Below are 13,191 nucleotides of genomic sequence, written 5' to 3'. Positions count from 1 at the left end.
GAGGCAACTTGAGATGAATTGACATTCTATAGGGATTCAATGCTAATTTGACGTAAAGTTTCGCTTGTGAAACTTTAGATTTTTTAGAAGGATTCCATTCATTAGTTTTGTAGAAAATAAGAATACATGATTGACAAGCTAGAAGAAATAAAGCATCGTTTTGAGGAAGTTGGCCAATTGATCGTTCAGCCTGACGCTATGAACGACATGAGCAATTATTCGAAGCTCAGCAAGGAATACAAGGACCTGGAAAAGATTGTCAATAAGTATAACGAGTATAGTATTGTGCTCGAAAATCTAAAGAACTCCAAAGAGATCCTTGAGAATGAAAAAGATCCTGAGTTCAGAGAAATGGCCAAAATGGAGCTGGATGAATTGAATCCAAAGAAGGAGGAATTGGAAGATGTTTTGAAAGAGATGCTGATTCCAAAAGATCCTAACGACGATAAAAATTCTATTTTGGAAATCCGTGCTGGAGCAGGAGGGGATGAGGCGGCAATATTTGCTGGAGATCTGTTCCGTATGTATCAGCGCTATGCAGAGAAGCAAGGCTGGAAACTCAATGTGATGGACCTAACCGAGGGACCTTCTGGTGGATATAAAGAAATCATCAGTATGGTAACTGGCGAGGATGTATATGGCAAATTGAAGTTTGAATCAGGAGTACATCGAGTTCAACGTGTACCTGCCACGGAAACTCAGGGTCGTGTTCATACCTCAGCTGCCACAGTCGCAGTACTACCCGAAATGGAGGAAGTGGATGTGCAGATAGATATGAATGACGTGCGAAAGGACACTTTCTGCTCTAGTGGGCCAGGTGGACAGTCTGTGAATACCACTTATTCGGCCATTCGTTTGACTCATATTCCTACTGGTTTGGTGGTTTCTTGTCAGGATGAGAAAAGCCAAATCAAGAACCTTGAAAAAGCTCTGAAGGTTCTTCGCGGAAGGATTTATGATATCGAGCTACAAAAACACAACGATGAAGTAGGGGCCCAGCGAAAATCTATGGTGGGTAGTGGAGACCGCTCTGATAAAATCAGAACCTATAACTACGCTCAGGGTCGTGTAACGGATCATAGAATTGGTTACTCTCAGCACAACCTACCCACTGTGATGGATGGCGAAATTGGTAACTTCATAGAGGAACTACGAATCGCTGAGAATGCAGAAAAAATGAAAGACGGTGCTTAATTCAAAAAATTGAAATTTCGGTCCCCCCTATTTTTACTTGCCATTATCTGGTGTTGTCTGCAGGCTTGTGATCCGGTGGAAGAGCAAATCTCAAGAGACAGCTCGATGCAACTTCAGTTTTCCACTGATACGGTTCGATTCGATACCCTACTGAGTAGTGTAGCCAGTATTACGCGAAGATTTCGAGTTTATAATCCCCATAAGCATGCCGTTGAGATCAATCAACTTTCGCTGGGGCGATTGAATGATTCTCCTTATTCCTTGACTGTAAACGGAATTAAAAAAGAGCGCTTTGATCATGAAGTGATATTTGGTAAGGATAGTTTGCTGGTGTTGGTTGAGGTTTTGATTGATCCCATGGACGAGGACTTGCCCTACTTGGTGAAGGATTCAGTAGTATTTGATTATAATCAGAATCAGGATCATGTGAAGCTGGTAGCCTGGGGTCAGGATGCTAATTTCTACGACCGTGAGGTCATAGAATGCGATGCAGTCTGGACAGCAGGAAAACCCTATGTGCTATATGATACAGTGCTAGTTGCGGAGAATTGCCGATTGACAGTTGAGCCAGGGGCCAGAATTTTGATAGATAATAATTCTGCTCTGGCTATTGCAGGTACGTTGCAGATACAAGGAACAGCAGAAGATAAGGTGCTCATTAGAAATACTCGCTTTGATGACAACTACGATATTGCACCCGGACAGTGGAATACCATTTTATTTTTAGAAGGAAGCAAGGACAATCTGATTGATCATGCAGAAATCAGAAATGGAGTAATTGGTCTACGAGTTGGGAGTCCGGATGATGATGATGAGTATGATTTAGTGGTATCCAATACCAGTATCGGTCATATGTCTTCATCGGGGATATTGGCATTTACCTCGGATATTTATGCCTATAATACGGAGGTCTTCAACTGTCAGGCAGAGTTGCTGGGCAACTACATCGGGGGCAACTACAAGTATGAGCACTGTACCTTTTCGAATGAACCTAACCTTTATACTAGAGATATTCCTTCGGTGATATTATCAGATTATATCGATTTGGGAGATGGAAATACATTGGTGGAGGATTTGAATCTGGAGATGACCAATTCGATCATCTGGGGTGAGGAAGATGAAGAATTGTTAATCGCTGCTTCGGGTCAGTCGAATGTTACCATTTTGCTCAACAAAAACCTGATTAAGTCTGAAAATGAAGATTGGGTGACATTAGGCAATTATATCGCTCAAGGGCGCAATTACCCAGAGTTTTATTCGCCTGCCTTTTACAATTTCCAGATCGATTCTTTGTCTCCCGCCAGAGATTCGGCAGCTGTTTCTAGCATCACGATGGATCTATTGGGTACCCCAAGAGATGAGTTTCCGGACATCGGAGCTTATGAAAGAAAGGATTCTATCCCTTAGGATTTCTTTCCGAATTCATTATTTTAGATGGATGACCAGCCGAATTGCCAACTATCTCCGCCGATACTTCGGTTTTTCCAGCCACGAAATCAGAGGCTTTTTTGTCCTCATCCCTTTGCTGATTTTAGTGCTTGTACTTCCCCGGTTTTACAAAATGTATTTGCTCTCACAACCCGATGACTCTTCGGAAATCGATGAAGCGATATTGGTTGAGTGGAAAAAGGAGATTGAAGCCTCTCTTACTCAAAAGGAGAATCAATTTGAAATTACTGAGCGTTTTGATCCCAATATAATAAGTGCCGAAAGATGGGAGCAGTTGGGTTTTAAGCCCTATATAGCTGCCAGAATCAGGAAATACCTGGATAAAGGAGGGAAGTTTTGGGAGGTAGAGGATGTGAAGGCCATCTATGGAATAGACGAAAGTCGTGTGGATGAGATAGCAAAATGGATGATATTCCCGGAAAAACAAAGAACATATAAGAGGCCTGTTAGAGATAATAATCCGAGCTGGAAGTCTAGTGAGAACTCCTCTACCAAGTCAGCGTCTCCGGCAAAAGAAAAGACCATATATGAATTGAACCTGGCGGATACCGCCCAATTGCAAAGCATCAGGGGAATAGGTTCTTATTGGTCCAATAAAGTGGTGAACTATCGAGAGGCGCTGGGAGGATTTGTCGATCGTATGCAGATCTATGAAATATATTACATGAAAGACAGCGTGGCAGATTTGATCATTGACAATACGCGTTTCGAAGTGCAAAATATTAGGCAACTGAATGTGAATGCGGCAGATCAGGAAACACTTTCGAAACACCCCTACATGGATTACAAACTAGCGAATGCCATAGTCAAATACAGAAATCAACATGGTGATTACCAATCCTTAGAGGAGTTGAGAAAAATCTATATCTTGACCCAAGAGGATTTTGAAAGACTTCAGCCCTATTTAAAAATTTCAGATTAAATCAGGATGCCGATGTAATGTCCCGGCACTTCCTTATTTTAGGATTTGAAGCTTCGCTATGCAAGAGATACTTAAGTCATACCTGTTACGTCTAACCAATCTTTCGGGCAACAATCGTTCATTGCTTCTGATGAAATTGTTGAGAGAGCAATTTGTCGACCTCCATGATTTTGATTTTGCTCTTAACGCCCCTTCATTTGAAGTTTTAGAGGGAGTGATAGCACGTAAGTCCAAGATTCCATTGTGTAGTATTCAGGATAGTCGCGATGCTGATAGTAATCGGCTGTCTACCCGTTTGAAAAGGTTGCAACGTATAGATCGAATGGTCTTCGAAGAGCGGGGGGCAAAAGATCTCTACATTGGCTGGCCGTTCGTCAAAGGCAAATTCAATGACGGTACTTTGGTTCGTTGCCCACTTATGTTTTTTCCAGTCACCTTGGAGTCAGATGAGAAGCAATGGTCCTTGAAATTCCGAAAGGATGTAAACATCACGCTGAACAAATCTTTTGTACTGGCCTATTCATTCTACAACTCACTTCCCTTAGATGAGGCTCTTTTGGAACGTGTATTCGATGATTTTGATCGTGAAAGCCAGGGTTTCAGAACAGACCTGTATGAATTGCTAAAGGAGCACAACCTTGAAATCAATTTTAATCAGGATAATTTTCAGGATATACTTAGGCGCTTTGAAGACTTCAAAAGACAGGATTTGGAGCTTCATGAAAAAGAAGGAGTTTTAAAACTGTTTCCAGAGGCGGTTTTGGGGATTTTTCCACAAGCAGGGTCTTATTTGGTCCCGGATTATTTGACGCTCCAGCAACAGGACAGATATAAAAACCTGGAGGAATTTTTTCTTGAAAGAAACCTGGATGAGTCAGTGGATGAAGAAAAAGGTTCTGCCTCTTACTACCGGTTTTTGAAAAAGGTGAAGGAAGATCAGACTTTCACTCCTTTCAAAATGGACGCCTATCAGGAGAATGCGATCAAGGCTATCAAAAAAGGGAATTCTGCAGTAGTACAGGGCCCTCCCGGAACGGGCAAGTCGCAGTTGATTTGTAACCTCGTGGCAGACTACATAGCCAGAGGCAAAAACGTGCTCGTGGTAAGTCAAAAAAAGGCAGCTCTGGATGTAGTTTTTCAGCGTCTGAAAGAAAAGCAATTAGATCGTTTTTTGGGTTTACTTCATGATTTTAAAAATGATAGAAAGCCCATCTACGAACAGCTAGAGGGACAGGTCAATCGGTTGGAGGACTACATGAGCATGAACAATTCTCTGGATGCCATTCAGATTGAAAGAAGTTTTCTCAAAACCAGTCGCAGGATAGATCAAATCGAGGAGGAACTGGAGGAGTTCATGACCGCTTTGTTTGATGAAAAAGAATGCGGCGTGTCGGTCAAAGAGCTTTATTTGTCTTCCGATCCGAATGCCAGGGCCTTTCCTCTTAATCAAGAATATAGAAATATCACCTTTGATAAGGTCGATGATTTATTAAAGAAAATAAAGTCATACGGGCAGTATGCTTCTCGCTTCTTGAATGAGAGATATGCCTGGTACAAGCGAAAGTCATTTGCCAAAATGAATATGACCGACCTCAATACCATGATCAAAGATCTGGATGAAATGGAGAGTTATATTCATGTATTAGAAACCGTGACTGAGAAATCTGTTGGAAAGAAGCTGAAGTTTGAAGATGCAGTAGAGATCATCGACAAGCAGGAAGAGATAAACCACCTGTCCGAGTTGCTATATGAGTCTGAGGTATATAATGGTGTGCTTCGTTTGCAAAAGAATACCATACGTCCCATCACTAAGAAGGAGGTGATCGATGTGGAAAAAATCGCTATGCAATTCTTTAAAGGGGCTGGACCGGAATTGTCACTGCAAAGTGCTGAATTGGGAAGGTTTCAGGAGGTTTTGGAAAGAGGTATTGATGCGCGGCAAAACATCTTCAAATGGTTTATGTGGAAGTTTTTCTCCAAGGACAAAATTTTTATCACGCGAGTGCTGGTAGCCAACCAGATGAAGAACAATAAGGAGGATTTTAGTCGTTTGGTTCAGATGGTCGACAACCGGCTTAATCTGGAACATAATTTCTCAAAATTCAAAGACAGAGAAGGATTGAATCGTTTGCCAGAAACCTACAATCGCATCAATGTTCAGAACTGGTTCTTCTTCCAAAAACAAACGATAGAAGCAAGAGATCTTCTCAATCAAGTGAGGCCCCTGAGAGATTACATAAGTCTCGAATCACATGATGAAAATACCTATACAGAGAAACTAAAGAAGCTGGTAACCTCTCTGAAACCGATAGCTGAGAAACTGGATAAGTGGCTGGAGCATTTTAGCATTCCTCAAATGCGAGAGGTTTTTTCTAAGCAGGTGGATACGGAGTTTTTGTTGTCCACTCTGAAAAAGGACTTTGATTCTCTCTGTGAATTTGACCTCCTGAGTGAAAACCTGAGGGAAGAGGAAAGAGGCGTGATTGAAAAGCTGAAGGACGAATCAGAGGAAATCGATTCTGATATATGGCAGCAGTTGTTTTTGAATTCTCTAAGGCTAGCATGGATCGATCACATCGAGCTCAAGTACCCTATCCTACGTGCAGTAAGTTCGAGTAAGTTGGAGGAACTGCAGGCGGAACTTCAGGACTGTGTGCGCGAAAAGCTGAGGTTGAGCAACGAAATATTGCTGATCAAAGCGAGAGAGCGTGTATATAAAAACGCTGAGTACAACCGCCTCAACAATATGGTCACCTATCGAGAATTGTTTCATCAGGTCACCAAAAAAAGAAGAATCTGGCCAGTGAGAAAATTGATGGCCAATTTTCCTCGGGAGATTTTTGATTTGATGCCTTGTTGGCTGGCTTCACCTGAATCCGTTTCCGCCATTTTTCCCATGGAGAAAATGTTCGACCTTGTAATATTTGATGAGGCCTCTCAATGTTTCGTCGAAAATGGTCTTCCAGCCATGTACAGAGGAAAACAGGTGGTAATCGCAGGTGATGACAAGCAGCTAAAACCCAACGACCTCTATCAAGTGCGATGGGAAGAAGAAAATGAGGAGGAGCTTCCAGAGCTCGAATTTGATTCTTTGTTGAATCTGGCGAGTCAGTACATCATGTCTGTTCAACTCAACGGTCACTATCGAAGTAAGAGTCTTGATTTGATTCGTTTTTCTAATGAACATTTTTATGGTGAGAGGCTAAAGATGTTACCTGATTTCGAGGAGGTCAATCGCCATGAACCTGCGATAGAATATATGAAGGTAGATGGGGTCTGGGAAAAGAATAGCAATGAAGTAGAAGCAGAGCAGGTTTGTCGACTAACAAAAAAATTGCTTGAAGAAAGGCCTGATATAGAAATAGGAATCGTGACTTTCAATTCCCGACAGCAGCTTTTCATCATGGAGTATTTGGAGAATTATGCGGTGGCTCAAGATTTCCTGATTCCGGAATCATTAATTGTAAAGAACATCGAAAATATCCAGGGGGATGAAAAGGATGTGATCATTTTTTCTACTGTCTATGCTCCTGATTTGACAGGTAAGATGAATATGCAGTTTGGTAGCTTGAATGCGGATGGTGGGGAAAATAGGCTGAATGTAGCAATTACCAGAGCACGAGAAAAAATATATTTGGTGTCAAGTATTCACCCTCAGCAGCTGCGGGTTGAAGATGCCAAAAATGAAGGGCCAAAGCTGCTGAAGAAATATCTTGAATATGCCCATAAGATCTCGAATAAGGAGTTGCTGCACTATGATTCTCGTGATACCCCGCATTCGGAAGCATGGTATCTAAAGACACGCCTAGCTGAACTCGGTTACGAGCATTTCAAAAATGTCGACCTTATACAGCATTATCCCAATATTGATCTTACGATTAGAGAAGGGAAGGATTATGTGGGTGCAGTTCTGACAGATGATGACGACTATCGACAGTCAGTATCTGTCAAAGATGCCCATGTATATCGTGAGTTTAATCTAAGACAAAAGAAATGGCCTTTTACCAGAATCTACAGTAGGCAGCTTTGGGTGGACCCAGATCATGTCAAGGAAAGAATCAACCGACTCATCTCCCGAAACATCAAAGAGGAGAATTAATCTTCGTTTTCAGTTACTTTTAATCCAAAGGATAGAATGCCCGGAAGCTCTTGCATGCGCATGTAATGCTTGACTTTAAAATGGTATTTCATGGTTTGGTCAAAAGTGTAATCCTCAAAAATTTTGACCTCCCGATCATACAAATCCCCTAAGCCAGTACCTAGAGGCTGTCCTGTGGTTTTGTCAAATAGAATCAGCTCCTGTTGTTGTGAGTTTAGAATATTCCCAACGGAATCCTCCAGATAATAGGTCACATATAAGTTGTAATAAGGATAGTCAACGGCATACCTGACCAGATAGGAGATGTCATATTTAAGAGTGGTATCCTCTATCACATAATCGAAACTAGCCAAAGAGTCTACGTGCCATACACCTTCAGACATATCCTGACTTTGATCAATAAGCGTACCTCCAGAGCATGAATATAGTGCAATAGCAACTGCAGTGCAGCAAATTAACAACAGGTGTTTTATCATGATTGATCTGGTTTCTTAAAGTTTTTGTTTGGCTTCTTCTTCCTTCTTTTTTTGCCCTTTGGTTTGTTTGTAGCAGTCGGATTATCAGGTTTTTGAACCTGTGTGGCTTGTGGTGTTTGCTCCTGTCCCTTAGGCTTATTGAATTTCTTTTTATTCTTATTTTTTCTCTTCTTGCTTGGGCCAGATTTGGATTTCTTTTTGAATTTCTTATCCATTTGTTCCAAGTCGCTATTCAAAGATTGGAACTCGTTGTTTTGGCCTCCTTTGGAATCTTCTAAAAGTGTTTCTGGTTTTTTACCTTCCGCATTTTGTTTTTGAATCTCGATTACTCTTTCTGTATCCAGAGGGATCCATGCATTGTCGTTCTTGTAGCCAAACCACATGATTTTTCTAAAGATATCCGTCTTTTGCAAGCGTGCCTCTCCTTTTTCTGTTAGCAAGCCTTTTTCTACTTTCGGGATATGCTCCAGTGCCTCCATGTATGTTTCCAGCTCGTAATTGAGACAGCACTTTAAGCGACCACACTGACCTGAAAGTTTGCTTGGGTTCAATGAAAGGTTTTGATATCTCGCGGCAGAGGTCGATACACTCTTGAATTCTGACAACCAGGTAGAACAGCACAATTCCCGACCACAAGAACCGATACCTCCTAGTCGACTGGCTTCTTGTCTTAGGCTAATCTGACGCATCTCGACGCGAATTTTAAACTCAGCAGCTAGTTGCTTGATCAACTCTCTAAAATCGACTCTTTCGTCTGCCGAATAATAAAAAGTTGCTTTTGAGTTGTCAGCCTGATATTCGATGTCCGTGAGCTTCATTTTCAGATCAAGTTGGTCTATGATCTCACGAGTTCTGAAGAGTGTTGGGTTTTCGCGTTTTTTTACTGATTCAAATTTTTCTAAATCCTTTTGATTGGCCAGGCGATAGATGCTACGAATGTCATCGTTGTTTTTGACTTTCTTTTTTTGCATCTGCAACCTTACAAGCTCGCCCTGTAAGGATACGTGACCTAGATGATGGCCATTAGGCACATCTACGACCACCGCATCGCCAGGGTAGATTTCTAGATCGTTAGAGTTTCGGAAGAAGTCTTTGCGTCCATTTTTGAAGCGAACTTCTAGAATGTCGAACCTGGACTCTACAGGTTGATCCATATTGGATAACCAGTCGAAGACATTCATTTTGTTGCATCCTCCGCTACTACAGCCACCATTATTCTGACAGCCCTTGACCTGGCCGTCTGCTGCTGTTAGTACTCCACACGAACTACATCCTGACATAGATTCTATTGATTTAGATAGCCCTAAATATAATGAAGATTTACAAGGTTAAAAGCAGGGCCGTACTTTGATCGCTGCAGATGTTACGAAATGTAGGGTAAAAGGTCCTGACCGATATCTTTTCTGTAATTCATGCCGTCCCAGTCGATTTTTTCTAAATTGGCATAAGAACCTTTAAGGGCTTCTTGGATCGATCCTGCCAGAGTTGTTGCGGCAATCACACGCCCTCCGTTAGTCACTACTTGGCCATCATTTTCTTTGGTTCCTGCATGAAACACAATGCCTTCTTTTATTTGATCAAATCCTGAAATTGGAGTGCCTTTTTCATAGGACCCAGGATATCCGCCAGCTACTGCGACCACTGTTGTTGCAGTCTCATTTGAAAACTCTATCGTTTCATTTTTAAGTTCCTTTTTTGCGGCTGCAATCAAATGCTGTAGCAAATCAGATTTGATTCTTGGCAAAACAGCCTGTGTTTCTGGATCCCCCATTCGTACGTTGTACTCGATCACGTTAGGTTCACCATCCTTGTTCATCAATCCGATAAAAATAAAGCCAACATAGTCGATATTATCTTTGGCCAATCCGGCTACAGTTGGCTTGATTACTTTCTCTTCGACTCTTTTCATAAAGGCTTCATCGGCAAAAGGAACAGGTGAAACGGCTCCCATACCTCCAGTATTTGGTCCAGTATCACCATCGCCGATTCGTTTATAATCCTTGGCTTCTGGAAGGATCAAATAGTCTTTGCCATCAGTCAATACAAAAACGGAAAGCTCAATGCCATGTAGGTACTCCTCGATCAAAACTTTGCTACTTGCGTCTCCGAATTTTCCAGCCAGCATTTCGTCTAACGTGTCCTCAGCTTCTTTGATGTCTTCTGTAATGATCACACCTTTTCCAGCAGCCAAGCCATCGGCTTTTAGGACATAAGGAGCTTCCACTTCTTGAAGGAAAGCCTTGCCTTCTTTAATATTTTCTTTGGTGATGGTTTTGGCACCAGCAGTTGGAACGCCATGTCTTTGCATGAAGTCCTTTGAGTAGTCTTTGCTACCTTCTAGACGAGCACCTTTTTCTTCAGGACCGACTAGCAGAATGTCTTTCAAGTCTTCGCGAGAGGTGAAGTAATCGCGAATTCCTTTTACCAAAGGCTCTTCCGGACCTACTACCACCAATTCGATGTTGTGTTCCAGAACTGCACTTGCGATTTGTTCAAAATCATTGACGCCAAATGGAAGGTTAACCGCTAAATCTTTAGTGCCAGCATTACCAGGCGCAGCATAAATGTCTCCACAAAGTGGACTTTGTTTGATTTTCCAAATTAGGGTGTGTTCTCTTCCTCCTGAGCCTATGACAAGTACATTCATCTTCTATTTTGCTTTGATTTCGACTCGCAAAATTAACTGAATTTACTTATCCGCCACATGCTGCAGGATTAATTCAAAAAAGAATTAATTCGCATATTCAGACATGAATTTGATCCGCATGAGCCTTACTTCTTCTTCGCTATATCCATCATCCTCCAATTCGTCCATTGCTACATCCAGATCGTCAGTGTCTGCTGTCAGGAAGTAGTCCAGCAGGTCATCCTGCCTTTCTTCATCAATGAAAGAGTCGATGTAGTAATCCAAATTCAACTTGGTGCCTGAGTAACAGATGTTTTCTATTTCAATAAGAATATCATCAAAGCTCATGTTTTTGATTTCGGCAATTTCCTCCAAATCTACTTTTCGGTCGATTTGCTGAATCAGAAAGATCTTGATTTTGGATTTGTTAACAGCTGATTTGATTACTACATCTGATGCAGTTGTTAGGTCATTTTCCTCTACATAATTAGCGATCAAGTCTATGAAAGGCTTTCCGAACTTCATCACTTTACCCATACCCACTCCGTTGATCTGAGCCAGATCATCATTGCTAGTTGGGAAGGTTGTTGCCATTTCTTCGAGCGATGGATCTTGAAAAATCACATAAGGAGGTAGATTTTTTTGTTTGGCTACCTTTTTTCTGAGGTTCTTCAGGAGTTCAAATAACTCTTTGTCGTGAGCCTTCACTGCCGATTTTTCCTCATGTTCGAGTTCTTCAGCTATGTAATCGTGGTCTTTGGAAAGCTGAATCGAGTAAGGATTTTTCAAGAATTCCCTGCCCTTATCTGTTACCCTTAAGATACCAATATTCTCAATGTCCTTTTCAAGAAATTCATTGAGAAGCGCTTGTCTCACTACCGATCTCCAAAACACTTCTGTGTCGTCTTTGCCAATTCCAAATACATCTAATTTGTCATGGCTATAGCTTTTTACATATTGGCTTTCGATCCCTCTGGCGACATTGACAATATGTTTGATGCCAAATCTTTCCTCTGTCTTTCCAGCTATATCAATGGCATGTTGGATGTAGTCTTTTCCTTCAAATATCTCTTTGGGGTGAGCACAGTTGTCGCACATGCCCTCTTCTGAGCAATTGCTATCGGTGTACTCCTCGCCAAAATAATGCAGAAGCTGTTTTCTACGACAAACAGAAGATTCTGCATAGGATGACATTTCTTCCAGTAGCAATTTGGCATTCTCGCGCTCAGTTACCGGTTTGTCTTTGTTGAATTTTTCTAGTTTGATAATGTCATCCAGGCTGTAAAACATGATGCATTTACCTTCCAGGCCATCTCTTCCTGCCCGTCCGGTTTCTTGATAGTAGCCCTCTAGTGATTTTGGTGTGTCATAGTGGATCACGAAGCGAACATCTGGCTTGTCAATGCCCATCCCAAATGCTATGGTCGCTACAATTACATCTACATCTTCGTTGAGAAAATCATCCTGGTTCTTCATGCGAACAGAACCGTCTAGACCCGCATGGTAGGGAGCTGCATTGATGCCATTTACTTTGAGTAATTCAGCAATTTCTACTACCTTCTTTCTGCTCAAGCAATAAATGACTCCTGATTTTCCTTTGTGTTCCTTTACAAATCGGATCAGCTGTTTGTTTACATCAACCTTAGGGCGAATTTCATAATAGAGATTCGTCCTATTAAAGGAAGATTTGAAAACATCTGCATCCTCCATTTGTAGGTTTTTTTGGATGTCCAACTGGACTTTAGGAGTGGCAGTAGCGGTTAAAGCTATGATTGGAATATTGCCCAACTGTTCTACTATCGATTTTATCCTTCTATACTCTGGTCGAAAATCATGTCCCCATTCGGAAATACAGTGAGCCTCATCGATGGCCACAAAAGAAATTTTTGCCTGACTTAAAAATTCTACATTTTCTTCTTTGGTCAAAGATTCCGGAGCAACATATAGGAGCTTAACTTCTCCTTCAAGAGTCTCTTTTTTGACCCTTTTCATTTCCGTTTTGTTGAGCGTAGAGTTTAGGAACTGAGCGTTTATACCAAATGCATTCAACTGATCCACCTGATTTTTCATCAAAGCGATCAAAGGAGAAATAACTATGGCTGTTCCCTCTTTGATAGTTGCGGGGAGCTGATAGCACAGCGATTTCCCAGCACCAGTTGGCATAAGAACGAAAGTGTTTCTTCCATTTAGGATATTGTTGATAATATCCGCTTGATTTCCTCGAAAATTACTGAACCCAAAGGTTTTCTTCAGTTGTTCACGAAGTTGTTCCTCCTGATTAACAACCATTATACTTATTGTTTAATGTCACATAATTTAACCATAATCCATTGAAATTGGAATGGTATTTATGTTCTGACATTTAATTGAACCAAAATTTTTCTCGTAATAACTTTTTTCACTTCTGCCTCCTGTGCTCAATAAG

At 41.4% G+C, this 13,191-nt stretch carries 8 protein-coding genes; 4 read left to right on the top strand and 4 right to left on the bottom strand.

All coding sequences use genetic code 11. From position 1 onward, the window contains the following. Positions 1 to 126 precede the first annotated feature (126 nt). The 4 genes from prfA to N7U62_RS15305 all read left to right on the top strand — a co-directional run bounded on the left by prfA (position 127) and on the right by N7U62_RS15305 (position 7,664). The gene (gene prfA, locus N7U62_RS15320) at positions 127 to 1,194 is read left to right on the top strand and encodes a peptide chain release factor 1 (protein ID WP_264138876.1); all 1,068 of its coding nucleotides are present in this window, start codon (positions 127 to 129) and stop codon (positions 1,192 to 1,194) included. Between the two features lie 105 nt (positions 1,195 to 1,299). Next, positions 1,300 to 2,601: a hypothetical protein gene (locus N7U62_RS15315; RefSeq protein ID WP_264138875.1), complete on the top strand. Its 1,302-nt coding sequence runs from the start codon at positions 1,300 to 1,302 to the stop codon at positions 2,599 to 2,601. Continuing rightward, positions 2,576 to 3,565, top strand: coding sequence for a ComEA family DNA-binding protein (locus tag N7U62_RS15310; RefSeq protein ID WP_264138874.1), 990 nt, complete (start codon positions 2,576 to 2,578; stop codon positions 3,563 to 3,565). The genes N7U62_RS15315 and N7U62_RS15310 overlap by 26 nt, the downstream gene beginning before the upstream one ends. 58 nt (positions 3,566 to 3,623) lie before the next feature. After that, a complete protein-coding gene (locus N7U62_RS15305; protein ID WP_264138873.1) occupies positions 3,624 to 7,664 on the top strand; it encodes an AAA domain-containing protein in 4,041 nt (1,346 codons plus the stop codon). On the opposite strand, the gene N7U62_RS15300 is transcribed toward N7U62_RS15305, so the two are convergent. The 4 genes from N7U62_RS15300 to recQ form a co-directional block, all read right to left on the bottom strand. Next, positions 7,661 to 8,140: a gliding motility lipoprotein GldH gene (locus N7U62_RS15300; protein WP_264138872.1), complete on the bottom strand. Its 480-nt coding sequence runs from the start codon at positions 8,138 to 8,140 to the stop codon at positions 7,661 to 7,663. The genes N7U62_RS15305 and N7U62_RS15300 overlap by 4 nt on opposite strands. Beyond that, complete coding sequence (locus tag N7U62_RS15295) at positions 8,137 to 9,420, bottom strand: PSP1 domain-containing protein (RefSeq protein ID WP_264138870.1); 1,284 nt, start codon at positions 9,418 to 9,420, stop codon at positions 8,137 to 8,139. Before N7U62_RS15295 ends, N7U62_RS15300 begins: the two co-directional genes overlap by 4 nt. Positions 9,421 to 9,503: 83 nt before the next feature. Beyond that, positions 9,504 to 10,787, bottom strand: a complete 1,284-nt coding sequence (gene purD, locus N7U62_RS15290) for a phosphoribosylamine--glycine ligase (RefSeq protein WP_264138869.1) — start codon at positions 10,785 to 10,787, stop codon at positions 9,504 to 9,506. Positions 10,788 to 10,871: 84 nt separating this feature from the next. Next, positions 10,872 to 13,055: a DNA helicase RecQ gene (gene recQ, locus N7U62_RS15285; RefSeq protein WP_264138868.1), complete on the bottom strand. Its 2,184-nt coding sequence runs from the start codon at positions 13,053 to 13,055 to the stop codon at positions 10,872 to 10,874. Positions 13,056 to 13,191 lie beyond the last annotated feature (136 nt).

The sequence above is a fragment of the Reichenbachiella ulvae genome (assembly GCF_025833875.1).
Lineage (GTDB): Bacteria > Bacteroidota > Bacteroidia > Cytophagales > Cyclobacteriaceae > Reichenbachiella > Reichenbachiella ulvae.
This window is presented reverse-complemented; position numbering and strand designations above follow the sequence as displayed.